This window comes from Streptomyces sp. RLB3-17, from assembly GCF_007113425.2.
GTDB classification, from domain to species: Bacteria; Actinomycetota; Actinomycetes; order Streptomycetales; family Streptomycetaceae; genus Streptomyces; species Streptomyces mirabilis_D.
On sequence record NZ_CP041610.2, the window covers coordinates 7,501,989 to 7,528,425 of the forward strand.

Genomic DNA, 26,437 nt, shown 5'->3' on the forward strand with positions numbered 1-26,437 from the left:
ATGGACCGTCGCTGCCCCGCCGCCCACCCGGACGACCCCACGCCCTGTGTCGGTCCGGTCGTGGTGACCGTGCTCGACGCGGTCAGTGCCGGTGCGGACGGCTGCGAGCATCACGGCGTCCGACTGCTGGCCTCCCTGGACGGTGGCCGGGTCTACCCCCTGCCCACCGCCCCGCACGGTGCCGCCATCCGCGTCTTCACGGCCGCCGACGGCATCCGCCCGTTCTGCTGGGTCGACGGCCCGCGTTCCGTGCCGTCCCAGCTCAGCCACGCGGAGAACCGCGAGCGGCACGGCTGCTGACCCGCGCTGGCGGGGGCAGGAATGCGCCCCCGTCATGTTCTCCACGGCGATCCCCATCGCACCACGGGCCTGGCCGCCCACCTCCTACAGCGTCGGCCAGGCCCGCTCTCCCTCACACCCGGAAGTGGAAGGAATCTCAGTGAAGCACCCCGACGACGACAACGAACTCTTCAACCGGCTGGAAGCCGAAATGGCCGACTCCGGGGGCGAGGTGGTCGACCTCGACAAGGCCCGATCGGCCCGCAGCGAGTCGGCCGACCCGACCACCCGACCCGACTCCGACCCGTCGGCCGACTCCGCGCCGGACCGGTTGGCTGCCGAGTCGGACGACCCGACCGCCCGCCGGTTGGTCGACCTTCCGGCCGCCAAGGCGGCCGGTCCGGGCTACCTCGGTCGGCTGCTCGGTGCCCAGCGCCGTGACGTCGTTCCGGCGTGGCTGAAGTCCACGGCGGAGCTGAAGACCGCCACCGGATGGGTGGCCCGGCACTACGCCCACTCGGTCGGCTACCACGCGCTTCGCACGCCGGTCTACGCCGCGCGGCTCACTCTTCAGGCTCCGTCCGGGGCCGCGAAGTTCCTGGGCGGCACCATGCGGTGGGTGGCCGACCGCGAGGGCGAACCGGTCCGACTCGCCGCGGTCCGCCGCGAGGATGCGGCCGAGTACCTGAAGCTGTCACGGCAGCGCGACGGACGGGTCCGACTCCGGACCCTGGTGGCCGTGCTCGCGATGTTCATCGGGCTCGGCTCCGCGCTCGCCATCTACGTGCTCGCCCCCGACTGGCTTCAGGCCGTCTCGGTCGGGGCGGTCGTGATGGCGCTCGGGTTCACCGGACGCAAGGCGGACGACCCGGTCATCCACCGCGCGGTGGAGCTGCCCAAGGCGGTCAAGCTCACCAGTGACATCGTGCTGCGTGCACTCGGCTCGCTCGGCATCCCCGCCATCAACCAGGCACAGGGCAAGGGACGGGACGGGTTCGAGTTCACCGCCCCGATCACGCGGGATGGTCCGGGCTGGCGTGCGGAGGGCAACCTCCCCTACGGCGTGACGGTCACGGACGTCATCGAGCGGCGCGACCGGCTCGCCTCCGGTCTGCGCCGGCCACTGGGCTGCGTGTGGCCCGAGGCGGTACCGAACGAGCACACCGGGCACCTGGTGCTGTGGGTCGGCGATCAGGACATGTCGACCTCCCGCAAGCCCAAGTGGCCGCTCATGAACGGCGGTTCGGTCAACCTGTTCAAGCCCGTCGCCTACGGCACCGACCAGCGCGGACGCTGGGTCGAGGTCACCCTGATGTACATCGCGGGCATCATCGGCGCCATCCCGCGCATGGGCAAGACGTTCCTGCTCCGCCTTCTGCTGCTGATCGCCGCGCTGGACCCGCGGGCGGAGCTGCACACCTACGACATGAAGGGCACGGGTGACCTGGACCCGGTCGGCAACGCGGTCTCGCACCGGCACGCCGCGGGCGACGATGACGAGGCCATCGAGTACGCGCTGAACGACTTCCGGGCGCTGCGCGAGGAGCTGCGCCGGCGTACCAAGGTGATCCGCTCGCTTCCGCGGGACATCTGCCCGGAGTCGAAGGTGACCAGCGAACTCGCAGACAAGCGCTCCCTTGGGCTGCACCCCATCGTGATCGGGGTGGACGAGTGCCAGGTGCTGTTCGAGCACCCCAAGCACAAGGACGAGTTCGAGGAGATCGCAACCGACCTGGTCAAGCGCGGTCCGGCCACCGGCATCGTGCTCCTGCTCGCCACGCAGCGGCCGGACGCGAAGGCGCTTCCCACGGGCATTTCCGCGAACGCTTCGGCCCGTTGGTGCCTGAAGGTCATGGGGCAGTTGGAAAACGACATGGTGCTCGGCACGTCCGCCTACAAGCGGGGCGTGCGGGCGACCATGTTCGCCTGGGGCGACAAGGGCATTCACTACTTCGTGGGTGAAGGCTCCGACGCCCGGATCGTGGGTTCGGTGTACGTCGACGGCCCCGGCGCCGACAGCATCGCCGCCCGCGCCCGCAAGGCCCGTGAACAGGCCGGACTGCTGTCCGGGCACGCGCTCGGGGAAGAGCCGGAGACGGACGCGAGCACCGGCTACGACCTGCTCGCCGACATCCTCGCCGTCGTCCCCGCCAAGGAGACCAAGGCGTGGTCCGAGACCGTCGTCGTGCGGCTCGCCGAACTGCGCCCCGAGGTCTACGACGGATGGGACTCCGACGCGCTCGCCGCGGCCCTGAAGCCGCGCGGCGTCTCCACGGTCCAGGTGGGCCGCCGCATCGAGGGCAAGTTCACCAACAAGCGGGGCATCGACCGCTCCCACGTCACCGCTGCGATTGCGGAGCGTGACGGAAAGCGGGACGCGGGCTGAGCCTTGGGGGCCGCTATCGATAGCGCCACACCCTGCTATCGATAGCGGCCCCGATAGCGCCTCAAACCCGCTCCGATCAGGTCGCTAGCGCATAGCGGCCCACCTGCGGAAACCCCTGAAACCCGCCTGGAAGGGCGCTTCATGACCTTCACCCTGCTCGCTATCACCCTGTTCCTTGGCGTGACTCTGTGTTACGTCGCTGTGTGTGCGGCCTCGCCGTTCGGCAACTGCCGCAAGTGCCGCGGCATGGGCCACAAGCTCAAGACCAACCGCAAGGGACAGCTCAAGCGCGGCAAGGACTGCCGCCGCTGCCACGCCACCGGCAAGCGCATACGCGTCGGCCGCTGGCTCTACAACCGCTGGGCCCGCATCTACCGCGCCGGCACCGCCGACTGACCACGGGAGAGGACCCATGACTCACAGCCCTGAGCACCGTCGGCCGCCCGTCATCGTCTGCCACGACGAGACGAGCGACTTCCTGCCCTTCGCCGAAGTCCAGGACCGGTTCCGCACCGATCCGGTCAGCCTCGCCGACCTGCACCGCGTACTGGCCGAGATGCGCGCCCGGTTCACCAACCTCGCCCGCCCGGAGGACTCCTGATGGTCCTGAACATCTCCGCCGTGCTGTTGTTCGGCGCCGCGTCCGCCCTCGCCGTCAAGACGAAGTCCGCCGGGGGCGGTGCCGCCCTGGTGCTGTTCCTGTTCGGGTTCTTCGTCGCCGGGACCGGCGCGTACGAGCCCATCCACAACCTCGTGCAAGCGTCCGCCGACGCCCTCTCCGCGCTCGGCAAGTGAGAGGAGACCACCCCGTGAACGAACCCATCGTCGCGCGGCACTGGCTTGCCATCGCCGCGCCCAAGGCCGCGCCCGCCATCGCCACCACGACCGTGCTCGCCCTGGCCCGGATCTGGAACGCCAACGGCGCCGAACACTCCGTCGGCAACGCCGTCCTGATGGGCGCGCTGTCCCTCGGGGCTGCCGCCGCGGGCGTGGCTGCGGGCAACAGCACCGGCGACTCCTTGCTCGTGGGGACCGCGTTCGCCGCTTCCGGCGCGCTCGCCTTCGCCGGAGTCGCCGGATACGCCGACGGGCTCTCACTGCCCCTGCTGCTGTGGTCGCTCGCCACCGCCGGCGCCTACGGCCTCGCCGCCCGCTACTGGCGCCACGACCGCCGCGAGACCGTCGCGTACGAGCGACAGACGAGCGAGCGACGCGAGGAGTACGCCCACGTCGAACGCGTCGAAACCCTCCGCGCCACGACACAGATCGAGGTCGCCCGCACCGGCGCCGCCTTCGCCGAACAGCTCGCACAGGCACTCGTCATCCGCTCCACGCTGCCCGGCTTCGACCCCATGGCGCTGGAGACCGCAGGCCTGCCCGAACTCCCCTCCGTCGACAGCCCCACTCAGCACTGACCCGAAGGAAGGCAACCGCCATGGCACGCAGCACCATCGCCCGCCGCGCCACCCAGTACACCCACATCGACGACCGTCGCAGCGGCGGAATCCGGCTGACCGCGCACGAGGCCGCCGCCTCCATCCGCAGCGCCCGCAAGCAGCCCAGCAAGGTCGTGGACGCCGTGCACGTGTACGCCACCAGCGCCTACGACGGCACGCCGCTGCACGTCGGCTACGTCCGCTACACGCCCGGCTACTGGACCGGCGTCAACGAGGTCATCAACGTCTACGAGATCCCCACCGACGCGCTCACCGACCTCTAGCTGTGGCTGGGGCGGTCGCCTCTCGCCAAAGACCGCGACCGCCCCGGTTCTCCGTCCCTTCGACAGAACAGGAGACCTTCAGCATGACACCTGACCGCAAGACCCCGCGCCCCCACGGCGCGGACCACCAGGACCGTAGTCATCTGCGCACCGCGCTGTACCTTGCGGCGGCCGGTGTGCCGGTGCTGCCTCTGCGGGACGGGAAGGTGCCGTTCGGGAACTGCCGCGCGTGCGCCAAGAACGCGTGCGGCGGGCGGCCGAACATGAAGCGCGCGGGTACCTGCCGCTGCCCTGCCCCCTGCCACGCCTGGGCTGCCGCCACCACCGACCGGAACGTCGTCGTCTCCCCTCTGTGGGTGGCGGCATGGGAGCGTGCGGTGTGCGTCGGCTACCACCCCGGCGGGGCGAGGCTGACCGTGGTCGACCTCGACAACGCGGCGGCCGTCGCATGGGCCCGCGAGACCCTGCCCGCCACCCGAACCGTGCCGACGACGCGCGGTGAGCACTGGATCTACCGGGGCGTCATGGGGTCGCACAACGCGGTCCGGGCGGGAGTCGACATCAAGTCCCTGATGTCGTACGCCCGTTGGCTCGGTCCGGGTACGGGCCACATGGACGATCTGCCGTCTGCCGTCCGCGCCTTGGTGGTGAAGGAAGAGACCACCCCCGCCCGCGGGGAGGTGGTCTCTTCCCTCCCCGAGCGCGCCACGTGGGACCGGACGGTTGCCACCGGATGCCGCCACACCGAGGGCTACGTCCGCACCGGCCTGGAACGGGGCCTCACTCTCGTGCGCGCCCGCGTCGAATCCGGTGCCGGATCACAGGCGTTCGGCGTGGCCCGGTTCCTCGCCGCCCAGCACACCGCGTGCCCCGGCCCGTGCGGACTGGACGCCATCGGGGGAGAGATCGTGGCCGCCGCCGTCTCGGTAGGCGTCCCCGAGACCTACGCCCGCCGCGCGGTCACCAACGGCCTCAGCGCGGCCGAGAGGGACGCCGCATGACCTATAAGCCATTCAATCCCCTGAAACAGCCTCAGAACGTCATACAGGCCGCACCACGGGCCACCGTAGGCGACCGAAGGAACGTCGCCGAAGGCGTCCGCACTGCCCTTGGCTCTGACTCGCACGGCGATCCCACCGAAGGGAGGGCAGCCTCATGACCGCACAGCCTGTGGACAGCACCGACCTGTGGGCCGGACTGCCCACCCTCGACGAGCCGCCCGCCCCCGTGTGGGAGGACCCCGTTCCCCTCGCCGGACCCCGCAAGCTCGCCCCCTTCCCCACCGCCTCCCTTCCGGGGTGGCTGCGGGAGTTCGTGGCCGCGGTCGCCGAGGAGACACAGACCCCCGTCGACCTCGCCGGATGCATCGCCCTGTCCGTGCTCGCCACCGCGGCCGGCGGCAGGGCAGTGGTGCAGGTGCGCGGACACTGGCGCGAGCCCACCAACCTCTACGTCGTCGTCTCGCTGCCGCCCGCCAACCGCAAGTCCGCCGTGTTCGGCCTGCTCACCGACCCGCTGTATGAGGCTGAACAGCAGCTCCGCACGCTGGTCCAACCGGCCATCGTGGAAGCCGAGATGACTGCCCGTCTCGCCAAGGAGGCAGCCGACAAGGCCACCGCCAAGGCGGCATCCGCGAGTTCGGACGAGCGGGATCAGTTGGTGGCCACGGCGATCGCGCTGGCGCAGACCGCGGACAGCGTCACCGTGCCGGCCAAACCGCAGTTGCTCGCCGACGACACCACCGCCGAGACGGTCACCTCCCGCATGGCGGAGCAGGGCGGCCGGATCTCCGTCATGTCCGCGGAGGGCGACATCTTCGACATCATCGCCGGACGCTACTCCGGCAAGCCCAACATGGGTGTCTTCCTCAAAGGCCACGCCGGCGACCGCCTCAAGGTCGACCGGCAGACCCGAGAGGAGTACATCGAACACCCCGCCCTCACCATGGGGTTGTGCGTGCAGCCGCAGGTCTTGGACGACATCGGGCGCCAGGACGGGTTCAAGGGCCGCGGCCTGCTCGGCAGGTTCCTCTACTCGGTTCCTGAGTCGCTGGTCGGCCGCCGCAAGATCGAGCCGGACCCCATCCCCGAGCAGGTGATGGAGACCTACCGGCGTCACGTCCTCGACCTGACGCTGTTCCTCGCAGAGTGGACCGATCCGGCCCTCATCCAGCTCACCCCCGAGGCGGTCGCCGCTCTGAAAGCCTTTCAGGCACGGGTGGAACCGATGCTGGAAGCCCGCGGCGGCATCATGGGCCAGATCGGCGATTGGGGCGGCAAGCTGGTCGGCGCCACCGCGCGCATGGCCGCCCTGCTCCACCTCGCCGAACACCTCACCAAAGGGCACACGGTGCCCGTGGTGGAAGGGACCATGCGCGACGCGATCGCGCTGGCCGAGTACTTCATCAGCCACAGCCTCGCCGCGTTCGATTCCATGGGCGCCGACCGCATCGTCGAGCGAGCCCGCACCGTGCTGGAAGTACTCCACACCCACGGGTGGCGTGAGGTCAGCAAGCGGGACCTGATGGTCAAGCTCTCCCGCTCCGAGTTCCGCACCGCCAACGACCTCGATCCGGTGCTGGCCCTGCTGGAAGACCACGGCTACGTGCGCGCCCAAGCCGTCCAGCGCAGCGGAGGACGCGGCCGGCCGCCCTCCCCTCGCTACCTCATCCACCCCCGCCTGACCGACCCGACCGCCTGACCCCCGCCACAGAAACCACAGAATCACAGAAATAACCCCGGCAAGCCTCTGACCAGCACAGACAGCCCTGTCAGGGGCTCGCGGAGCGCTGCCACAGAAACCAACCGAGAAGCCACAGAAATAACCCGGCACCGACCCCGGCCGGAGCGGCCGCCTATTTCTGTGGAACTTTCCGCGATTTCTGTGGCAGCCCCCACCGCGCGGCATCACCGCAGGTCAGCCCGCCAATACAGGGTTTCTGTGGTTTTCGTGGTTTCTGTGGCGGCTCTCGGCTGGTCCCACCACCTTCCCTTGCCCTCTCGCCCAAGGAGGAGTCGTGGCCAAGCCCCGCGACGAGATGCTGACCATCCCCGAAGTGATCGAAGAGATAGGCGTACCCCGAGCGACGTTCTACCGCTGGCGGCAGTACAAGAAGGGCCCGAAGTCCATCAAGCTCCCGAACGGCGCGGTGCGCATCCGCCGGTCCGAACTGAGTCGGTGGCTCCAGACGCTGGAGGAGAGCGCGTGACGAAAGACACCGGCAACGGGGCCGAGCAGAACAACAGCCCGGCCCCGGACGGGTTTTCGCTCGACGTGCGCCTATGGAAGGTGACCAAGGCGCAGAGCAAGACCCGTCCCCACCAACTCCGTTGGAAAGTCGGAGGAAAGGTCAGTAGCGCCACCTTCGCCACGGTGGCTCTCGCAGAGAGCCGCAGATCTGAACTGTGGCAAGCAATGCGCCGTGGTGAGGCATTCCGCATCACCGACGGACTTCCTGAATCCGAGGTTCGGGCCGAGGCCACTGCGGAGCAAGCCCGTGAGGAACTTCCCTGGTTCGCATTCTGCCGCGAGTACATGGCGATGCGTTGGCCAACCGCCGCGGCCAAGACCCGTGAGGGCATCGCCGACGGGCTTGCAGCGGTGACGCTGGCAATGGTGGAGCAGGAACAGAAAATGCCGTCACCGGAAGAACTCCGTCTCGCCTTTCGGTGGGCGGTCATTCCCAAGAACGCCGAACTTGACCCGTCGGAGGAACTTGAAGACGCCTACGGGTGGATCTCCAAGAAATCGCTTCTCGTCTCCTCACTGGAAGACCCGAAGATTCTTCGCGACGTTCAGTATCGGATCTCCTTCAAACTGGACGGTACCCCCGCGGCGGGGGAGACCTCTCGTCGCCGTCGGCGCGCGCTCAACACGGCGGTTGAATACGCGATCGAACGCAAGCTTCTGACGGAGAACCCACTCACCGCCATCAAAAAGGTGAAGAGTTCCTCATCGGACCGTGTGGACCCCCGTGTTCTCGTGAACAAGACGCAGGCTGCTCAACTCCTCGCCGGGGTCTCCTACGTCGGGACATGGGACCGCAAGAAGGGCCGGCGTCTGGTGGGCTTCTACGCGGTCATGTACTTCGCCGGGCTCCGCCCGAGTGAGGCTGTGGGACTCAGGAAGGCTGATTGCTTCCTCCCAGAGAAGGGGTGGGGCGTTCTGACGCTCCACGACACGCACCCCGTGTCTGGCAAGCAGTGGACAGACAGCGGAGAGCGCCACGACAAGCGCGGCCTGAAGTCGAGGGAGGCCAAGGAAGACCGGCCAGTCCCGATCCCCCCGCCGCTCGTGGCCATGCTCCGCGCCCACCTGAAGGAATTCGGCACGGCCAAGGACGGGCGGCTCTTCACGAACGAGCGGGGCGGTCTCGTGGGCAGCAGCACCTATTGGCGTGTGTGGCGGGACGCTCGGGAGTACGCGCTTTCGCCGGACCTTCAGGCGTCCATCCTCGGGGGGCGGCCGTACGACCTGCGGCACACCTGCATTACGACGTGGCTGAACGCCGGCGTGCCCGTGGCCGAGGTCGCCCGTCGGGTGGGCAACTCGCCCGAGGTGATCCACCGCGTCTACGAGGGGTGCATCTACGGCCAGGAGGAGGCCATGAACAAGAAGATCGAAAGGGAACTCGACTGGCCAGAAGGAGGTTCGGGCTCATAGTGGCAGTTGATGCGGGTGGGGAATGGTAGCTGCTTATTCCTCGCCCGCATTCTGCTTCTTGTTTGATGGCTTAGGTTGACCATGGAAGTCAACGCCGCCGTTGATGTCCCCTGTGCCGACCAAAACGATGGTTCCAGTGTCGTGAGCCGAGGCGTTGAACGTATTTTGACTCGGAGTTACGTCCGCTTTATTTAGCATGTCTCGAACTGTCCGTGCTACAGGTGAGAGATGGAAGAGTGAATAGGCGAGGAAGGTGAATCGCGTAATCGTTGCAAGGGATTCTGCGATCGGCTCATCAATCAAGGATGAACTGAAGGCATAGGGAACGGTCAAGAAAAGGAAAACAGAGATTACAAACGGCTTTACATGCGTCCTGTCTTCTTTTTTCTCTGCGACTCCCCTTTTCTGTACGTCTACGTCGCCCTCTTCGTTCGAGGGCACGGCCTTCCATTTATTCGCGGTTTCTCCGGCTGCCACGAACCTGAACTGCACTTCTTGTTCGCGTTCCAGGTGGCCAATTTTATAGATCACGTCGCGAGGGTTTGGGGAGGATGTGCGCTCGACTTTGAGTTCCGGCTCTGGGGTCGGTGACAGGTATGCTTCGAGTACTTGAGTATCTTCCGGGAAAGAGAATCGGACCTGCTGGTCCTTGATGACTCGGTTGCCCGTATTTGAGATTTTATATTTGATTGAAAAGATGTTCTTCACGGCCACGTGCCCGTATGTGATGCTCAACTTATCTCGGATCTCCGGATCGTCGATCGCCGCGAATCCCGGATCGGTACTGGAGTCCCAAGAAATTCTCTTTCGTGGCTCGGACCTGGCTTTAAGGAAATGGACAAGAAGGGTTGTGCTTGCTCCGATGATTGCGCTGACCAGGGCGACCACGAACTTCTGTTGCAGATCTGAAAGACCCTGGTTGGCTGCGAGGTGCAGCATCATCATGAGCTCACTCCCTGTCTCTGTGAGGACCACATCGTAGGGGTGGTCCACGGGTGAGGCGTAGGGTTCTGCGATCACGCTGTGGTGGGACCGGCCCGCTCTATCGCAGGTCTATCGCGATCAGTGCGCAGCAACGACAAAGAGCGGGACCCAGTGAGACTGGCTCCCGCTCTTCATGCACGGCATCTGCGCTGGTCAACCGCATCATTGTGCTGGTTGAGGCGAAGTGCCCCCGGCAGGATTCGAACCTGCGCACACGGCTCCGGAGGCCGTTGCTCTATCCCCTGAGCTACGGGGGCGTGTCGGGCGCGGTGTTCGCGGCGACGGGTAGAACCCTACCAGCTCTTTCGTGGGGGACTGGCATGGGTTTATGTGGGGGCGGGGCGGTGTTCGAGGGAGGGGGAGTGGAGGCGTCCGCGAGGGGTGTCCTGGGGGTGGTCGGGACCCCCGCACGGGGGTGGAAGTGGGGAAAACCCGGACGGCGCGGTGGGCGCGGACCTACTCTCGAGTTGTGCCAGGCGCGTCCGGCCGGGTGCTTGTTGTGGACGACAACAAGGTCATCCGGCAGCTGATCAGGGTCAACCTCGAGCTGGAGGGCATCGAGGTCGTGACCGCGGCCGACGGTGCCGAATGCCTGGACGTCGTGCATCACGTGCGGCCCGATGTGGTGACCCTGGATGTGGTCATGCCTCGGCTCGACGGGTTGCGTACCGCCGCCCGGCTGCGTGCCGACCCCCGGACCCGGAACCTTCCCCTCGCCATCGTCAGTGCCTGTACGCAGTACGAGGTCGAGAGCGGGCTCGACGTCGGCGTTGACGCCTTTCTCGCCAAGCCCTTTGAGCCTGCCGAACTCGTGCGGGTCGTAAGGGAGTTGATGGAGCGGAGGGGGAGCGGGGGCGGTGGTGGCGGTGCCTTTGGTGGAGAAGCGTTCGGTCCCGATGCGCTTGGCGCCGAGGAACTCGGGGCCGAGGAGGCCCAGCGCGCCGGTCATTGAGCGGGCGCCGCGCCGCTGAGGGCGAGGAGTCGGCGGTGGGCTCCCGTGCGAGCGCGTGTCCGTCCATGTGTCGGTGATCCGTGTGTCTGTGATCGGTGTTGCGTGAGAGTGGTCGGGTGTCCGTCGCCCGGATGCGGCCGTCCTGCGTTCCGGCGCCACTTCGCCGGCCTTCCCGCACTCCGTCCGTGTTGCCGTACCCCTTACTCCGTCCATGCCGTCGCGCGTCCTCCGACACCACGGCCGACGCTCAACGACGTGGACGGCGACCCCTCTGTCAGTGAGAACACCCTCGCCCTCCGTGCCCCGTCCACATCCCGGACCCTTGCCAAATGGAGTCGCCTACCCACCCCCCTCCTCCCCTACGCTTGTCCCGTGACCCCCGTCGAGCTCTCCCGTACCGTGCTGCGCGCGGTGCGTCGTGCCGTGGACGAGGGTGAGCTGAGCGTGGTCGTGCCGGTGCGGGCGGTGGTGACGCCGCCGGGGCCGGGTGGGTGTGGGGACTACGCCACGAACATCGCGTTGCAGTTGGCGCGGCCCGCCGGGAGGCCGGCTCGGCAGGTCGCGGAGATCCTGCGGCCCCACCTCACCCGCAGCGAAGGTGTCGCCGACGTCGCGATCACCGGGCCGGGGTTCCTCAACATTCGGCTGGGGGGTGGCGCGGGCGCCTCACTCGTACGGGAGATCCAGCGCCGACGTGACGCCTATGGGCACGGCGACATCCTCGCCGGGCAGATCGTCCCGCTCCGGATCCCGTACGACATCAGGGCCGAAGTCGTCGCCGACACGCTCGTACGGATCGTGGCCACCCAGGGCGGCCGTGCGGAGGTGCACCACATCCATATCCATCCCTCGCGCGCCGAGCCCGCGGGCACCGACCTCTCGCGCGCCGAGCCCGCCGGCACCGACCCCTCGCAGGCCAAGACAGCGGGCAATGACCCCTCGCCCGCCGAGCCCCCACGCACCAACGCGCCGCAGGCCGATCCCGCGCGCCCCCACCGTCTCCACCGCCCGCGCCCCCAGATCACAACCCTGCGCCCCACCCCCGCCCCGGAAGACCCCACCCCCCTCGGCCCCGACGCCGCCCGGTGGGCCCTGCTGCACCCCGCGTCCCACGACCGGCCGCGGATCAGTGCCGATCACCTGCTGCAGCGGGAGAGCAACCCCCTCTTCCGGGTCCGGTACGCCCACGCCCGCACCCGGGCCCTCATCCGCAACGCCGCCGCGCTCGGCTGCACCGGCGACCCCGGTGACGTACCCGAAGACGTACCCGGCGGCGGCGAGCTCGTCGGGGCGCTCGCCGGGTATCCGGCCGTGCTGACGCAGGCGGCCCTGCACCGCGCGCCCGACCGGCTCGCCCGGCACCTCGTCACCACCGCCGACGCCCTCCTCGCCTTCCAGCACACCGTGCTGCCGCTCGGCGACGAGAAACCCTCGGCCGCCCACCGCGCCCGGCTCGCGCTCGCCGAAGCCGCCGGGACGGTGCTGGCCGGCGGCCTGTCCCTGCTCGGCATCAGCGCCCCTGACTATCTGTGACCGTCTGTGAGAGAAAAATGAGCCGTTCCGCACACCCCGCCGGGCCCCGTCACGCCGATGTCCTCACCGAGGGCCACTACAGCGCGCCACCCGCCGACCTCAACGCCCTCGACCCCAAGGTCTGGGCGCACACCGTCAGCCGTACGGACGACGGCGTCGTCAGCGTCGGCGGGATGGAAGTGACCAGGCTCGCCGAGGAGTTCGGCACCCCCGCCTACTTCATCGACGAGACCGACTTCCGCGAGCGCGCCCGTGCCTGGCGGACCGCCTTCGGGCACGACGCCGACGTCTTCTACGCCGGGAAGGCCTTCCTCTCGCGCGCCGTCGTGCGGTGGCTGCACGAGGAGGGGCTCAACCTCGACGTGTGCTCCGGCGGTGAGCTCGCCACCGCCCTCTCCGCCGGGATGCCCGCCGACCGCATCGCCTTCCACGGCAACAACAAGTCCGAGGAAGAGATCACCACCGCCATCGTGAGCGGGATCGGGCGGATCGTTCTCGACTCCTTCCAGGAGATCGTCCGCGTCGCCCACATCGCGCAGTCCCTCGGCAAGCGGCAGCGGGTGCAGATCCGCGTGACCGTGGGGGTCGAGGCGCACACCCACGAGTTCATCGCCACCGCCCACGAGGACCAGAAGTTCGGGATCGCGCTGGCCGACGGGCAGGCCGCGGAGGCGGTGCGGCGGGCGCTCGCGCTCGACGGGCTCGAGCTCGTGGGCATCCACTCGCACATCGGTTCGCAGATCTTCGACATGGCCGGGTTCGAGGTCGCCGCCCGGCGGGTGGTGTCGCTGCTGGCCGCCGTTCGTGACGAGCACGGGGTCGAGCTGCCCGAGATCGACCTCGGTGGTGGTCTCGGCATCGCGTACACGAGTGACGACGATCCCCGCGAGCCGCACGAGATCGCGAAGGCGCTGGGCGAGATCGTCACGCGGGAGTGCGAGGCCGCGAAGCTGCGGACGCCCCGGATCTCGGTCGAGCCGGGGCGGGCCATCGTCGGGCCCACCGCCTTCACGCTCTACGAGGTCGGCACCATCAAGCCGCTCGATGGGCTGCGGACGTACGTCTCCGTCGACGGGGGAATGTCCGACAACATCCGGACCGCGCTGTACGACGCCGAGTACAGCGTCGCCCTCGTCTCGCGCACCTCCGACGCCGAGCCCATGCTCGTCCGTGTCGTCGGCAAGCACTGTGAGAGTGGCGACATCGTGGTCAAGGACGCCTTCCTGCCCTCCGACCTGGCCCCCGGCGATCTCATCGCCGTACCCGCCACCGGTGCCTACTGCCGGTCCATGGCCAGCAACTACAACCACGCCCTGCGCCCGCCGGTCGTCGCCGTGCGCGACGGCGAGGCCCGGGTGATCGTCCGCCGGGAGACGGAGGAGGACCTCCTGCGCCTCGACGTCGGATGACCGGCCGGTCGAGGAGGAGTGTCCGTGGCGGGTCGAGGGAGGAATGGCTGTGGCTGGTCGAGGCCGGGGTGTCCGTGGCTGGTCGAGGGAGGAATGACCGTGGCCGGTCGCGGCCGGAATGTCCGTCGCCGGTCGAGGTCGGAACGACCGGCTGATCGACGTCGGAACGGACGGTCGGCGCAGGTGGAAGATCTCCTGCCGCCGCCTGTCGGAAAAATGAAATAGATGTCTCACGATCCGGACCAGGGATAGAAACTCCCGTCCGGTGAGTGAGACTGGTCCAACCGTAGACGGTATGAGGAAACGAGGTCGGATGATGCGTACGCGTCCGCTGAAGGTGGCGCTGCTGGGCTGTGGGGTTGTCGGCTCAGAGGTGGCGCGCATCATGACGACGCACGCCGACGACCTCGCGGCCAGGATTGGGGCCCCCGTCGAGCTGGCGGGCGTGGCCGTCCGCCGGCCCTCCAAGGTGCGCGAGGGCATCGACCCCGAGCTCGTCACCACCGACGCCACCGCCCTCGTCAAACGCGGGGACATCGACGTCGTCGTCGAGGTCATCGGCGGTATCGAGCCCGCCCGCTCCCTCATCACCACCGCCTTCGAGCACGGCGCCTCCGTCGTCTCCGCCAACAAGGCGCTCCTCGCCCAGGACGGGGCGGCCCTGCACGCGGCGGCGGAGGCGAACGACCGGGACCTCTACTACGAGGCCGCCGTCGCCGGCGCCATCCCGCTGATCCGGCCGCTGCGCGAGTCCCTCGCCGGTGACAAGATCAACCGCGTGATGGGGATCGTCAACGGGACGACGAACTTCATCCTCGACAAGATGGACTCCACCGGGGCCGGCTATCAGGAAGCCCTCGACGAGGCCACCGCGCTCGGGTACGCCGAAGCCGACCCGACCGCCGACGTCGAGGCGTTCGACGCGGCCGCCAAGGCCGCCATCCTCGCCGGAATCGCCTTCCACACGCGTGTGCGCCTCGACGACGTGTACCGCGAGGGCATGACCGAGGTCACCGCCGCCGACTTCGCCTCGGCGAAGGAGATGGGCTGCACCATCAAGCTGCTCGCCATCTGCGAGCGGGCGGCGGACGGGGGATCGGTGACGGCGCGCGTGCATCCGGCGATGATTCCGCTGAGCCACCCCCTCGCCTCCGTGCGCGGCGCGTACAACGCGGTGTTCGTCGAGTCGGATGCCGCCGGGCAGCTCATGTTCTACGGGCCGGGCGCCGGCGGCGCCCCGACCGCTTCCGCCGTGCTCGGTGACCTCGTCGCCGTCTGCCGCAACAGGCTCAGCGGCGCGACCGGGCCCGGCGACTCCGCGTACACCCAGCTGCCCGTCTCGCCCATGGGTGAGGTCGTGACGCGCTACCACATCAGCCTCGACGTGGCGGACAAACCTGGTGTTCTCGCCCAGGTGGCCACCGTTTTCGCCGAGCACGGCGTATCGATCGATACGGTGCGCCAGCAGGGCAAGGACGGCGAGGCCTCTCTCGTCGTCGTCACCCACCGAGCGTCCGACGCGTCCCTGAACGGGACCGTGCAGGCGCTGCGCAGCCTCGACACCGTGCGGGGTGTCGCCAGCATCATGCGGGTTGAAGGAGAGTAACCAGCAATGACCCACCAGTGGCGCGGAATCATCGAGGAGTACCGGGACCGGCTTCCGGTGTCCGACAGCACGCCGGTCGTGACGCTCCGTGAGGGCGGTACGCCGCTCGTGCCCGCGCAGGTGCTCTCCGAGCGCACGGGCTGCGAGGTCCACCTGAAGGTGGAGGGCGCCAACCCGACCGGGTCCTTCAAGGACCGCGGTATGACCATGGCCATCACGCGGGCCAAGGAGGAGGGCGCGAAGGCCGTCATCTGCGCCTCCACGGGCAACACGTCCGCCTCCGCCGCCGCGTACGCCGTGCGCGCGGGCATGGTGTGTGCCGTGCTCGTCCCGCAGGGCAAGATCGCCATCGGCAAGATGGGCCAGGCCCTCGTGCACGGGGCGAAGATCCTCCAGGTCGACGGCAACTTCGACGACTGCCTGACGCTCGCACGCTCGCTGTCCGACAACTACCCGGTGGCGCTGGTCAATTCGGTCAACCCGGTGCGCATCGAGGGCCAGAAGACCGCCGCCTTCGAGATCGTGGACATGCTCGGCGACGCGCCCGACATCCACGTCCTGCCGGTGGGCAACGCGGGCAACATCACCGCGTACTGGAAGGGCTACACGGAGTACGCCGCCGACGGCATCGCCGGGCGCACCCCGCGCATGTGGGGCTTCCAGGCCTCCGGTTCCGCGCCCATCGTGCGCGGCGAGGTCGTCAAGGACCCGTCGACGATCGCCACGGCGATCCGCATCGGCAACCCTGCCTCGTGGAAGTTCGCGCTGGCTGCTCGGGACGAGTCCGGCGGCTTCATCGACGAGGTGACGGACCGTGAGATCCTGCGCGCCTACCGGCTGTTGGCCGCACAGGAGGGCGTTTTCGTCGAGCCCGCGTCCGCCGCGTCGGTCGCCGGTCTGCTGAAGGCCGCCGAGCAGGGCAAGGTCGACCCCGGCCAGCGGATCGTCTGCACGGTCACTGGAAACGGGCTCAAGGATCCGGACTGGGCCGTTGCGGGCGCCCCGCAGCCGGTTACCGTTCCTGTGGACGCGGCCGCGGCGGCGGAGCGGCTCGGACTGGCGTAAGGCAAAAGGGCCGTAAGGCAAAGGGGCTCGGACCGGCGGACGGCGGGGTGGGCAGAGTGGCGTGAAGCCGCCTGGCGTACATCCGCCAAATGCCGTCGGAGCCTGTCAGAGGCCATCAGCGGCGGGCGGAATTCGCCAGAAGTTGGCGGAATCCGGCCCCTGCCGAGGCCACCCCTACCGCAACCCGACAGGGGGTGCACGGGGGGCTTACGACACGCATCGTGCGCCTCCTGTGCGCCCTATGTCGCCACAGAACCTTCCTTCGATAGGCTGTACCGAACCCGCCCGCCGCATATGCCGCGGTGCCGCGCCGTCGGTGCAGTCAGGACAGTCACTGCGGTCTCCGGGTCTTCCGTACGTATCGCAGTCCCTCTCTCAGTTCATCCGAGTTCATCCGAAACACGCAGTCCCTCTCGCAGCACATCGAAAATCTCGTACATCACGCAGCTCAAGGAGAGTCATCGAGCGATGGCCGGTCCAGCGTTCCGCGCCGCCGCCGTCCGGGTGCGCGTCCCCGCCACCAGCGCCAACCTCGGGCCGGGCTTCGACGCCTTCGGCCTGTCACTGGGGCTGTACGACGACGTGGTCGTCCGGGTGGCCGACTCCGGGCTGCACATCGACATCGCAGGTGAGGGCAGCGAGACGCTGCCCCGCGACGAGAATCACCTCCTCGTACGCTCCCTGCGCACCGCCTTCGATCTGCTGGGCGGACAACCGCGCGGCCTCGAGATCGTCTGCGCCAATCGCATTCCGCACGGGCGGGGCCTCGGCTCCTCCTCGGCCGCCATCTGCGCCGGAATCGTCGCCGCGCGCGCCGTGACCATAGGCGGCGACAGCAAACTCGACGACACCGCGCTTCTTGAGCTCGCCACGGAGATCGAGGGCCATCCCGACAATGTCGCGGCCTGTCTGCTCGGCGGATTCACGCTCTCCTGGATGGAGGCCGGAGCCGCGCGGGCGATCAGGATGGACCCTGCCGATTCCATCGTTCCGGTGGTTTTCGTTCCCGGAAAGCCGGTTCTCACCGAGACCGCGCGCGGTCTGCTGCCGCGCACCGTTCCGCACGTCGACGCCGCCGCCAACGCGGGCCGGGCCGCACTGCTCGTCGAGGCCCTCAGCCGGCGCCCCGAGCTGCTGCTGCCCGCCACCGAGGACCGGCTGCACCAGGAGTACCGCGCCCCGGCCATGCCGGAGAGCGCGGCGCTGGTGGAGCGGCTGCGGGCCGACGGCATCCCCGCGGTGATCTCCGGCGCGGGCCCCACAGTCCTCGCGCTGGCCGACGAGGAATCCGCCGACAAGGTCGCTCATCTCGCAGGTCAGGGCTGGGCCGCCAATCGGCTGGACCTCGACGAGGCGGGGGCGTGCGTTCTGCCGCTCGCCCCGGCGGGCGTCCATTAAAAGCGCGCGGTTGCCGGATTTGGAGAGGGGGAATGTTTGTTGGATCCGGTAGTGTTAACCTCAAGTCTGCACCCGACCCCACCATGGCGAGGTGCTTCGTGTCCCCGTCCGGGACAACCATTCTTCCGGGAGCCTCCCAAACTGCTTTGTGCCATGCATTGGGTGCTATGCGCTGAGCAGTGCTGAGCACGCTCCGGAACCGGCGTGACCGTGCCGATGACACCGCAATTCAGTGCCACGGCTCCGGAATCGTCATCACCAGATATGTCTTCCGCCTCTTTGGCGGACCACCGCCCCGGCACGGTCCACACAGCAAGGACCAATGCCGGACAGCACAACCGGTCGCCGAGCCAGACAGGCCGACGTCCGCTCCAGGGAAGGACCCTTCGTGAGCGACACCACCGATCTGATGGGCGCACGTGTCGAGGAGACCGCTGCCGCGCCCGCCACGGACGCCTCTGCCTCGCCTGCCTCCGGTGCCGGCTCCCGGCGGCGCCGCGGTACCGGCCTTGAGGGCATGGTGCTGGCCGAGCTGCAGCAGGTCGCGTCCGGCCTCGGTATCAGGGGCACCGCGCGGATGCGCAAGAGCCAGCTGATCGAGGTCATCAAGGAGGCGCAGGCGGGCGGGGGTGCCCCGGCGAAGACCGCCGAGGCCGCCACCGAGACCAAGCCGAAGCGCCGGGCCACCTCCAAGGCCCGTACCGGCGACGACGCCGCTCCGGCCGCCGAGAAGAAGGCCGCCGAGAAGCCCGCGGCCGAGAAGGCCGTGGCCCAGCAGCAGATCGAGATCCCCGGCCAGCCGGCCAGCGACGACGCCCCCGCGGGTGAGCGCCGCCGTCGCCGGGCCGTGGCCGAGGCCGGCAGCCCCGAGACGGTCACCGCCGAGGCGAAGAGCGAGCCGAAGGCCGTCGCCGTCGAGGCCCCCGCCGAGACCAGGTCCGATGCCGGTGACGGCGTCGACGGTCGGCAGGGCCGCCGGGACCGCCGTGACCGCGGCGAGCGTGGCGACCGCGAGCGGGGCGGCCGTGACCGTGACCGCCGCGGTGGCAAGGGCGACGAGCAGCAGCAGGGCCAGGGCCAGGGCCAGGGCGGCGCCGGTCAGCAGCGCCAGGACCGTCAGGACCGTCAGCAGCAGGGCGGCGGCCGTCAGGACCGCCAGGACCGCCAGCAGCGTGACAACGGCCCGCAGGACGACGACGACTTCGAGGGCGGCCGCCGCGGCCGTCGCGGGCGCTACCGCGACCGTCGGGGCCGTCGTGGCCGCGACGAGTTCGCCACCAACGAGCCGCAGCTCGCCGACGACGACGTCCTGATCCCCGTCGCGGGCATCCTGGACATCCTCGACAACTACGCGTTCATCCGTACGTCCGGCTACCTGCCGGGCCCGAACGACGTGTACGTCTCCCTCGCCCAGGTCCGCAAGAACGGTCTGCGCAAGGGTGACCACGTCACCGGCGCGGTCCGCCAGCCCAAGGAGGGCGAGCGCCGCGAGAAGTTCAACGCGCTCGTGCGCCTGGACTCCGTCAACGGCATGGCGCCCGAACACGGCCGCGGCCGCCCGGAGTTCAACAAGCTGACGCCGCTCTACCCGCAGGACCGCCTCCGCCTGGAGACGGACCCGGGCGTGCTGACGACCCGCATCATCGACCTCGTCGCACCGATCGGCAAGGGCCAGCGTGGTCTGATCGTGGCCCCGCCGAAGACCGGCAAGACCATGATCATGCAGGCGATCGCCAACGCGATCACGCACAACAACCCCGAGTGCCACCTGATGGTCGTCCTGGTCGACGAGCGTCCGGAAGAGGTCACCGACATGCAGCGGTCGGTGAAGGGCGAGGTCATCTCCTCGACCTTCGACCGCCCGGCCGAGGACCACACCACGGTCGCCGAGCTCGCCATCGAGCGTGCCAAGCGCCTCGTGGAGCTGGGCCACGACGTCGTCGTCCTGCTCGACTCGATCACCCGTCTGGGCCGTGCGTACAACCTCGCCGCCCCGGCCTCCGGCCGCATCCTGTCCGGTGGTGTCGACTCGACGGCCCTCTACCCGCCGAAGCGCTTCTTCGGTGCCGCGCGCAACATCGAGGACGGCGGCTCGCTGACCATCCTCGCGACCGCGCTCGTCGACACCGGGTCCCGCATGGACGAGGTCATCTTCGAGGAGTTCAAGGGCACCGGCAACGCCGAGCTCAAGCTCGACCGGAAGCTCGCCGACAAGCGCATCTTCCCGGCGGTGGACGTCGACGCGTCCGGTACCCGTAAGGAAGAGATCCTGCTCGGCAGCGACGAGCTCGCCATCACCTGGAAGCTGCGTCGCGTGCTGCACGCGCTCGACCAGCAGCAGGCGATCGAGCTGCTGCTCGACAAGATGAAGCAGACGAAGTCGAACGCCGAGTTCCTGCTGCAGATCCAGAAGACGACGCCGATGCCGGGCAACGACTGACGACATCCGCACAGCTGAGGGCCGCTCCCCGTGACGGGGGCGGCCCTTTGTGCTGCCTGGGACACATGTACGATCGCGCTCTCTTTCAACGTATGAGTCTCAGGGGGGACTTGAGTGGATACGTCCATGTCCGGGCGCGGTCGTCACAGACGCCGGATACGCATCGCCGTGCCCGTCGCGGCGGCGGCACTGGCGGCGGCCGTCGGGGGTGCGCTCCTGATGTCGTCGGCGAACGCCGCCACCGCGCAGCCGGCTCCGCTCGCCAAGACGAGCGGCACCTCGCCGAGCCTGGCCACGCTGGAGAAGCGGATCGGCGGGGCCATGGCGAGTGACGGCACGGCCGGACGGCCGACGAGGAAGTCCTCGCCGAGCGCGAGCGCGAGCGCGAGCACGGGTACGGGTACGAGTACGAGTACGAGTACGGGTACGACAGGTACCGGCTCGGGCAAGACCGCGACCACCGGTACGAGCACAGGCACGAGCGCGAACACGAGCGGCGCCTCCGTCGACCCGAAGATCATCGGCGGCACCACGACCACCATCACCACGGCCCCGTGGATGGCCCAGCTCTGGTACCTCGACGACAAGGGCACCAGCAACACCAGTGACGACTTCGGCTTCTTCTGCGGCGGCTCCGTCGTCTCGCCGACGAAGATCCTCACCGCCGCGCACTGTGTCAAGGACGAGCACGGCAAGAGCTACGACTGGAAGGCCCACGGCGCCGTCGTGACCGGCACTTCTCAGCTTCCCTCGGCAGGTGGAACCGATCTGCACGGCGGGACCGCCACTTCCGTCCTGCGGCAGTGGAACCACCCCTCCTACAACCCGGCGACCATCGACAACGACATCGCGGTCCTCACGCTGGACGGACCCGTCAAGGCCAAGCCGATCCGGATGACGACGTCGGGCGACACCGCCTCGTACGCCTCCGGCACCAAGGCGACGCTCTACGGCTGGGGCCGCACCTCCTCCGCCACGCAGGACATCTCCGGGACCCTGAAGACGGCCACGCTGCCCATCAAGTCCGACGCCACGTGCGGCGGCTACTACAAGGCCGAGTTCATCAAGGGCCACATGGTCTGCGCGGGCAACCCCGCGACCGGCAGCGACACCGGCACCACCTCCGCCTGCAACGGCGACTCCGGCGGCCCGCTGATCGTCGGCGGCCGCATCGTGGGCGTCGTCTCCTGGGGCGTGGTGGACTGCGTCCAGAAGGGCGCGTACAGCGTCTTCACCAAGGTCAGCACGTACGTCGGTGCCGCCTACCCGCGCGTCGACGACACGAACCTGAGCGGTGACCACAAGGCCGACCTGTTCGTCCGCAACTCCTCCACCAAGACGCTGTACGAGAAGGACTCGAGCGGCACCTCGTTCGGCGCCCGGCAGTCGTGGGGCGCCTGGAGCACGTCGAACGTCGTCCTGCAGACGGACCTCGACCGGGACGGCTACCAGGACGTCGTCGAGCGCCGCACCTCCAACGGCGACATCCACTGGTGGCACTACCTGCCGTCCACGGGCAAGTGGGCCGACACCAAGCTCTTCAGCGACTGGAGGACCCGCACCCGCGTCGTCGCCCCGGGCGACGTCACCGGTGACGCCCTGCCCGACCTGCTCTCGGTCGACTCCGGCGGTGTCCTGTGGATCTACCCGGGCAAGGGCAACGGCACCTTCTCGGCCCGCGTCAAGGTGAGCTCCGGCTGGAACCAGTACAACTCCCTGCGCGCCCATGGCGACTTCACCGGCGACGGCAAGGCCGACCTGATCGCGCGCAGCAACACCGGCTCGTACGTCTATCTCTTCAAGGGCACCGGCAACGCGGGCCCCGGCGCGTTCTCCAGCCGGATCAAGGTGCGCACCTGGGCCGGCTACAACGCCTTCGACGCGGTGGGCGACGTGACCGGTGACGGCAAGGCCGACTTCCTGGCCCGTACGCCCGCCGGCACGCTCTACCTCTACCCCGGTACGGGCAAGGCGACCAGCGAGATCTTTGCCACAGCCATCAAGATCGGCACTGACTTCAAGCAGTACGACATCTTCGGCTGAAATCGCAGGTGAGCGGGGTTTCCCCGAACTCGCCCGTCACGCACTGTGCCCATCGCGCCACGCGGTGGGCACAGTGCGTTGTGCAACCCTTGCCCGAGTTTCCCCGTCTGACCGTACGGAGCGACCATGAGGCACTACATGGCGCACCGGACCGGGCTTGGCCCTGAAAACAGGGGGTAACCGACCGCGACGAGGACAAGAGGAGCCCATGTCTGCCGAGAGCATGCCGGAACCCGGCACACCGGGTGATCCCGGAACGAGCGCCCCGCGTGGCCGCGTGAAGGGCAGCCGCCGCAAGCCGCGCAGCACGCGCAGCAAGGCCCTGCTCATCACGGCCTGGACCGCGGCGGGCATCGTGGTGCTGGGGGGCGCAGGCGCCGGGTACCTGTACTTCAAGCTCAACGGCAACATCAAGACCGTCGACATCAACCAGGCCCTCGGTACCGACCGGCCGCTGAAGGTCGACAACGGCTCCGAGAACATCCTGGTCCTGGGCTCCGACACCCGCTCCGGCAGCAACAAGAAGCTGGGCGGCGGCACCGACGACGGCAGCGCCCGCTCGGACACGGCGATGATCGTGCACATATACGAGGGCCACAGGAAGGCCAGCGTGGTCTCCATACCCCGCGACACCCTCGTCCCGCGCCCCTCCTGCACCGACGCCAAGGGTGTCACCCACGCCGCCGCGACCGGCGTGATGTTCAACTCCGCGTACTCCACCGGTGGGGCCGCCTGCGCGGTGAAGACCGTCGAATCCATGTCCGGTATCCGCATGGACCACTACATCGAGGTCGACTTCAGCGGCTTCCAGAAGCTCATCGACGACCTCGACGGTGTTCGGGTGACCACCACCAAGAACATCAAGGACCCCGACAGCCATCTGAACCTGACCGCCGGCACGCACACCCTCGACGGACAGCAGGCGCTCGGCCTCGTCCGCACCCGGCACGGCGTCGGCGACGGCTCCGACCTCGGCCGCATCCAGCTCCAGCAGGCGTTCATCAAGGCCCTGGTCAACCAGGTCAAGCACATCGGCGTGCTGTCCAGCCCCACGAAGCTGTACGACCTCGCCGACACCGCGACCAAGACCGTCACGACCGACTCCGACCTCGGCACGGTCAAGAACCTCGCGTCCTTCGCCAACGGCCTCAAGGGCATCAGCTCGTCGAACATGAACATGGTGACGATGCCGGTCCAGTACGACAGCGCGGACGCCAACCGCGTCCTCGTCGACAAGGCCAAGGCGCAGCTGGTGTGGACCGCCCTGAAGAACGACCGCGCGATCCCGAAGGCGGCCACGAAGGGCACGGCCACGGGCACCGCGAAGGGCGTCGTCAGCTCGTAGCTGCCGCCGGTACGGAAGCCGCGGCGAGAGCCGTACGAGCCCCGTACACAGGCTCGGGAATAGATCGTCCAAGCCCCCGGTTTTGGGGGATGGCGCCAGTCCTGGCAGACTGGTACGTCGGCTCCGGTTCACGCACCCGCATCCCGCGGTGGCGACCCGGCGCCCTCCCGAAACTAGGAGACACCTTGAAGCGCGACATCCACCCCGAGTACGTCGAGACGCAGGTCAGCTGCACCTGTGGCGCGTCGTTCACCACCCGTAGCACGATCTCCAGCGGCTCCATCCGCGCCGAGGTCTGCTCCGAGTGCCACCCGTTCTACACGGGCAAGCAGAAGATCCTCGACACCGGTGGCCGCGTGGCCCGCTTCGAGGCCCGCTTCGGCAAGGCTGCCGCTGCCAAGAAGTAGCGAGCCCACAGCGCCGGTCTTCGGCGTCCCCGGCACGGGGGCGCCGGGACCGGCGCTTTGCGGTGCAGCCCCCACATTCGTCTTACCTACGTCCCTGAGCCCATGATGGAGCCGGGGACAGTCCATTGGAGCCGGAGATGTTCGAGGCGGTCGAGGAACTGATCGGCGAGCACGCCGATCTGGAGAAGAAGCTCGCTGACCCGTCGGTCCACGCCGACCAGGCCAACGCGCGCAAGCTGAACAAGCGCTACGCCGAGCTGACCCCGATCGTCGCGACGTACCGCTCCTGGAAGCAGACCGGGGACGACATCGGCACGGCGAAGGAGTTCGCCGCCGACGATCCCGACTTCGCGGCCGAGGTCAAGGAACTGGAGAAGCAGCGCGAGGAGCTCACCGAGAAGCTCCGCCTGCTGCTGGTCCCGCGCGACCCCAGCGACGACAAGGACGTCATCCTCGAGATCAAGGCGGGCGCGGGCGGCGACGAGTCGGCCCTGTTCGCCGGCGACCTGCTGCGCATGTACCTGCGCTACGCCGAGCGCGTCGGCTGGAAGACCGAGATCATCGACTCCACCGAGTCCGAGCTCGGCGGCTACAAGGACGTCCAGGTCGCGGTGAAGACCAAGGGCGGCCAGGGTGCCACCGAGCCCGGTCAGGGTGTCTGGGCGCGCCTGAAGTACGAGGGCGGGGTGCACCGCGTGCAGCGGGTGCCCTCGACCGAGTCGCAGGGCCGTATCCACACCTCCGCGGCCGGTGTGCTGGTCACGCCCGAGGCCGAGGAGGTCGACGTCGAGATCCACGCGAACGACCTGCGCATCGACGTCTACCGCTCGTCGGGCCCCGGCGGCCAGTCCGTCAACACGACCGACTCCGCGGTGCGCATCACGCACATTCCGACCGGAGTCGTCGCCTCCTGCCAGAACGAGAAGAGCCAGCTGCAGAACAAGGAGCAGGCGATGCGTATCCTGCGCTCCAGGCTCCTCGCCGCGGCGCAGGAGGAAGCGGAGCGTGAGGCCGCGGACGCCCGCCGCAGCCAGGTCCGCACCGTCGACCGCTCCGAGAAGATCCGCACGTACAACTTCCCGGAGAACCGCATCTCGGACCACCGCGTCGGATTCAAGGCGTACAACTTGGACCAGGTGCTCGACGGGGACCTCGACGCGATGATCCAGGCGTGCGTCGACGCCGACTCGGCCGCGAAGCTCGCGGCCGCGTAAGGCGGAACGGCGGACGGCCGAACGGCGCAACGGCCGGACGGCCGGACGCAGCTTTGTGAGGCCCTACCCGTAAGCCCTGCTCGTCAAGCCGTACGACAACAGCTCAGCCCCGGAGGACCAGCGTGAACCTGCTGCTCGCGGAAGTGGCCCAGGCCACCCAGCGGCTGGCCGACGCCGGCGTGCCCTCGCCGCGCAACGACGCGGAGGAGCTCGCCGCCTTCGTGCACGGCGTGAAGCGGGGCGAGCTGCACACCGTCAAGGACGTGGACTTCGACGCCCGCTACTGGGAGGTGACCGCGCGCCGCGAGGCGCGCGAGCCGCTCCAGCACATCACCGGGCACGCCTACTTCCGCTATCTGGAACTCCAGGTGGGCCCCGGGGTGTTCGTCCCACGTCCGGAGACGGAGTCCGTCGTCGGCTGGGCCATAGACGCCGTCCGCGCGATGGATGTCGTCGAGCCGCTGATCGTCGACCTGTGCACCGGCTCGGGCGCCATCGCGCTCGCGCTCGCGCAGGAGGTCCCGCGCTCCCGCGTACACGCCGTGGAGCTGTCCGAGGACGCCCTCCAGTGGACGCGCAAGAACGTCGAGGGGTCCAGGGTCGACCTGCGCCAGGGAGACGCCCTGGAGGCCTTCAGGGACCTCGACGGCCAGGTGGACCTGGTGATCTCCAACCCGCCGTACATCCCGCTCACGGAATGGGAGTACGTGGCGCCGGAGGCCCGGGACTACGATCCCGAACTCGCCCTGTTCTCGGGCGAGGACGGACTGGACCTCATCCGTGGCATCGAGCGCACGGCGCACCGACTGCTGCGCCCCGGCGGCGTCGTCGTCATCGAGCACGCCGACACCCAGGGCGGGCAGGTGCCGTGGATCTTCACCGAGGAGCGGGGCTGGGCCGACGCGGCCGATCACCCGGACCTCAACAACCGGCCGCGGTTCGCGACCGCCCGCAAGGCGATGCCGTGAGCGCGCGCATCGTGACCCCCAGCCAG

General features: G+C 68.9%; 24 protein-coding genes and 1 tRNA gene. 23 read left to right on the forward strand and 2 right to left on the reverse strand.

The features are described from left to right. From FNV62_RS34050 to FNV62_RS34100, 11 genes are all read left to right on the forward strand, one after another. Entirely contained in the window at window positions 1-300 is a 300-nt protein-coding gene (locus tag FNV62_RS34050) for a hypothetical protein (protein WP_144315776.1), read from the forward strand. 139 nt (window positions 301-439) lie between these two features. Beyond that, window positions 440-2,665, forward strand: a complete 2,226-nt coding sequence (locus FNV62_RS34055) for a cell division protein FtsK (RefSeq protein ID WP_205523171.1) — start codon at window positions 440-442, stop codon at window positions 2,663-2,665. A 141-nt stretch (window positions 2,666-2,806) separates the two neighbouring features. Then, on the forward strand, window positions 2,807-3,061 hold the full coding sequence (locus tag FNV62_RS34060; protein WP_144315777.1) for a hypothetical protein: 255 nt from the start codon (window positions 2,807-2,809) through the stop codon (window positions 3,059-3,061). Between the two features lie 16 nt (window positions 3,062-3,077). Beyond that, window positions 3,078-3,266 (forward strand): hypothetical protein, encoded by a 189-nt coding sequence (locus tag FNV62_RS34065; protein ID WP_144315778.1) that lies wholly within the window; start codon window positions 3,078-3,080, stop codon window positions 3,264-3,266. Beyond that, the gene (locus FNV62_RS34070) at window positions 3,266-3,460 is read left to right on the forward strand and encodes a hypothetical protein (protein WP_144315779.1); all 195 of its coding nucleotides are present in this window, start codon (window positions 3,266-3,268) and stop codon (window positions 3,458-3,460) included. The genes FNV62_RS34065 and FNV62_RS34070 overlap by 1 nt, the downstream gene beginning before the upstream one ends. A 14-nt stretch (window positions 3,461-3,474) precedes the next feature. After that, window positions 3,475-4,080 (forward strand): hypothetical protein, encoded by a 606-nt coding sequence (locus tag FNV62_RS34075; RefSeq protein WP_144315780.1) that lies wholly within the window; start codon window positions 3,475-3,477, stop codon window positions 4,078-4,080. Window positions 4,081-4,100: 20 nt separating this feature from the next. Continuing rightward, complete coding sequence (locus FNV62_RS34080) at window positions 4,101-4,385, forward strand: hypothetical protein (RefSeq protein ID WP_144315781.1); 285 nt, start codon at window positions 4,101-4,103, stop codon at window positions 4,383-4,385. Window positions 4,386-4,468: 83 nt separating this feature from the next. Further along, a complete protein-coding gene (locus FNV62_RS34085; RefSeq protein ID WP_144315782.1) occupies window positions 4,469-5,386 on the forward strand; it encodes a bifunctional DNA primase/polymerase in 918 nt (305 codons plus the stop codon). Between the two features lie 154 nt (window positions 5,387-5,540). Beyond that, window positions 5,541-7,085 (forward strand): YfjI family protein, encoded by a 1,545-nt coding sequence (locus FNV62_RS34090; protein WP_225900470.1) that lies wholly within the window; start codon window positions 5,541-5,543, stop codon window positions 7,083-7,085. Window positions 7,086-7,401: 316 nt separating this feature from the next. Beyond that, window positions 7,402-7,593 carry a helix-turn-helix transcriptional regulator gene (locus FNV62_RS34095; RefSeq protein WP_101400676.1) on the forward strand — a complete coding sequence of 64 codons (192 nt, stop codon included), beginning with the start codon at window positions 7,402-7,404 and terminating at the stop codon, window positions 7,591-7,593. Further along, the gene (locus FNV62_RS34100; protein WP_144315783.1) at window positions 7,590-9,047 is read left to right on the forward strand and encodes a tyrosine-type recombinase/integrase; all 1,458 of its coding nucleotides are present in this window, start codon (window positions 7,590-7,592) and stop codon (window positions 9,045-9,047) included. Before FNV62_RS34095 ends, FNV62_RS34100 begins: the two co-directional genes overlap by 4 nt. Before the next feature lie 33 nt (window positions 9,048-9,080). Here the strand turns inward: FNV62_RS34100 and FNV62_RS34105 are convergent, their stop codons facing one another. Further along, window positions 9,081-9,992 (reverse strand): hypothetical protein, encoded by a 912-nt coding sequence (locus FNV62_RS34105; protein ID WP_144315784.1) that lies wholly within the window; start codon window positions 9,990-9,992, stop codon window positions 9,081-9,083. A gap of 224 nt (window positions 9,993-10,216) precedes the next feature. Further along, window positions 10,217-10,288: transfer RNA gene (locus tag FNV62_RS34110), tRNA-Arg, on the reverse strand. A 158-nt stretch (window positions 10,289-10,446) separates the two neighbouring features. Here FNV62_RS34110 and FNV62_RS34115 point away from each other — a divergent pair. From FNV62_RS34115 to prmC, 12 genes are all read left to right on the forward strand, one after another. Continuing rightward, on the forward strand, window positions 10,447-10,983 hold the full coding sequence (locus FNV62_RS34115) for a response regulator (RefSeq protein ID WP_079090160.1): 537 nt from the start codon (window positions 10,447-10,449) through the stop codon (window positions 10,981-10,983). 372 nt (window positions 10,984-11,355) lie between these two features. Next, the gene (gene nrtL / locus FNV62_RS34120; protein WP_143628113.1) at window positions 11,356-12,516 is read left to right on the forward strand and encodes an ArgS-related anticodon-binding protein NrtL; all 1,161 of its coding nucleotides are present in this window, start codon (window positions 11,356-11,358) and stop codon (window positions 12,514-12,516) included. A 17-nt stretch (window positions 12,517-12,533) separates the two neighbouring features. Beyond that, window positions 12,534-13,925: a diaminopimelate decarboxylase gene (gene lysA, locus FNV62_RS34125; RefSeq protein ID WP_143602927.1), complete on the forward strand. Its 1,392-nt coding sequence runs from the start codon at window positions 12,534-12,536 to the stop codon at window positions 13,923-13,925. A gap of 316 nt (window positions 13,926-14,241) precedes the next feature. Continuing rightward, the gene (locus FNV62_RS34130; RefSeq protein ID WP_054233262.1) at window positions 14,242-15,531 is read left to right on the forward strand and encodes a homoserine dehydrogenase; all 1,290 of its coding nucleotides are present in this window, start codon (window positions 14,242-14,244) and stop codon (window positions 15,529-15,531) included. A 6-nt stretch (window positions 15,532-15,537) separates the two neighbouring features. Then, window positions 15,538-16,596 (forward strand): threonine synthase, encoded by a 1,059-nt coding sequence (gene thrC, locus FNV62_RS34135; RefSeq protein WP_054233237.1) that lies wholly within the window; start codon window positions 15,538-15,540, stop codon window positions 16,594-16,596. A gap of 468 nt (window positions 16,597-17,064) precedes the next feature. Then, the gene (gene thrB / locus FNV62_RS34140) at window positions 17,065-17,994 is read left to right on the forward strand and encodes a homoserine kinase (RefSeq protein ID WP_054233236.1); all 930 of its coding nucleotides are present in this window, start codon (window positions 17,065-17,067) and stop codon (window positions 17,992-17,994) included. A gap of 388 nt (window positions 17,995-18,382) precedes the next feature. Then, on the forward strand, window positions 18,383-20,434 hold the full coding sequence (gene rho / locus FNV62_RS34145; RefSeq protein ID WP_054233235.1) for a transcription termination factor Rho: 2,052 nt from the start codon (window positions 18,383-18,385) through the stop codon (window positions 20,432-20,434). 126 nt (window positions 20,435-20,560) lie between these two features. Beyond that, on the forward strand, window positions 20,561-22,477 hold the full coding sequence (locus tag FNV62_RS34150) for a trypsin-like serine protease (RefSeq protein ID WP_143651743.1): 1,917 nt from the start codon (window positions 20,561-20,563) through the stop codon (window positions 22,475-22,477). Window positions 22,478-22,685: 208 nt separating this feature from the next. Continuing rightward, window positions 22,686-23,822 carry an LCP family protein gene (locus tag FNV62_RS34155; protein ID WP_143628117.1) on the forward strand — a complete coding sequence of 379 codons (1,137 nt, stop codon included), beginning with the start codon at window positions 22,686-22,688 and terminating at the stop codon, window positions 23,820-23,822. Window positions 23,823-24,007: 185 nt separating this feature from the next. After that, complete coding sequence (gene rpmE / locus FNV62_RS34160) at window positions 24,008-24,229, forward strand: 50S ribosomal protein L31 (RefSeq protein WP_033323852.1); 222 nt, start codon at window positions 24,008-24,010, stop codon at window positions 24,227-24,229. Window positions 24,230-24,366: 137 nt separating this feature from the next. Further along, window positions 24,367-25,443: a peptide chain release factor 1 gene (gene prfA / locus FNV62_RS34165; protein WP_054233261.1), complete on the forward strand. Its 1,077-nt coding sequence runs from the start codon at window positions 24,367-24,369 to the stop codon at window positions 25,441-25,443. 122 nt (window positions 25,444-25,565) lie between these two features. Next, a complete protein-coding gene (gene prmC / locus FNV62_RS34170; RefSeq protein ID WP_054233232.1) occupies window positions 25,566-26,411 on the forward strand; it encodes a peptide chain release factor N(5)-glutamine methyltransferase in 846 nt (281 codons plus the stop codon). Window positions 26,412-26,437 lie beyond the last annotated feature (26 nt).

Excerpts from the sequence above, each read along its gene's own strand:
- FNV62_RS34050 (WP_144315776.1), top strand. The coding sequence starts at position 1 with ATGGACCGTCGCTGCCCCGCCGCCCACCCGGACGACCCCACGCCCTGT.
- FNV62_RS34060 (WP_144315777.1), top strand. The coding sequence starts at position 2,807 with ATGACCTTCACCCTGCTCGCTATCACCCTGTTCCTTGGCGTGACTCTG.
- FNV62_RS34065 (WP_144315778.1), top strand. The coding sequence starts at position 3,078 with ATGACTCACAGCCCTGAGCACCGTCGGCCGCCCGTCATCGTCTGCCAC.
- FNV62_RS34070 (WP_144315779.1), top strand. The coding sequence starts at position 3,266 with ATGGTCCTGAACATCTCCGCCGTGCTGTTGTTCGGCGCCGCGTCCGCC.
- FNV62_RS34080 (WP_144315781.1), top strand. The coding sequence starts at position 4,101 with ATGGCACGCAGCACCATCGCCCGCCGCGCCACCCAGTACACCCACATC.
- FNV62_RS34085 (WP_144315782.1), top strand. The coding sequence starts at position 4,469 with ATGACACCTGACCGCAAGACCCCGCGCCCCCACGGCGCGGACCACCAG.
- FNV62_RS34090 (WP_225900470.1), top strand. The coding sequence starts at position 5,541 with ATGACCGCACAGCCTGTGGACAGCACCGACCTGTGGGCCGGACTGCCC.
- FNV62_RS34105 (WP_144315784.1), bottom strand. The coding sequence starts at position 9,992 with ATGATGATGCTGCACCTCGCAGCCAACCAGGGTCTTTCAGATCTGCAA.
- lysA (WP_143602927.1), top strand. The coding sequence starts at position 12,534 with ATGAGCCGTTCCGCACACCCCGCCGGGCCCCGTCACGCCGATGTCCTC.
- FNV62_RS34130 (WP_054233262.1), top strand. The coding sequence starts at position 14,242 with ATGCGTACGCGTCCGCTGAAGGTGGCGCTGCTGGGCTGTGGGGTTGTC.
- thrC (WP_054233237.1), top strand. The coding sequence starts at position 15,538 with ATGACCCACCAGTGGCGCGGAATCATCGAGGAGTACCGGGACCGGCTT.
- thrB (WP_054233236.1), top strand. The coding sequence starts at position 17,065 with ATGGCCGGTCCAGCGTTCCGCGCCGCCGCCGTCCGGGTGCGCGTCCCC.
- FNV62_RS34150 (WP_143651743.1), top strand. The coding sequence starts at position 20,561 with ATGTCCGGGCGCGGTCGTCACAGACGCCGGATACGCATCGCCGTGCCC.
- FNV62_RS34155 (WP_143628117.1), top strand. The coding sequence starts at position 22,686 with ATGTCTGCCGAGAGCATGCCGGAACCCGGCACACCGGGTGATCCCGGA.
- prfA (WP_054233261.1), top strand. The coding sequence starts at position 24,367 with ATGTTCGAGGCGGTCGAGGAACTGATCGGCGAGCACGCCGATCTGGAG.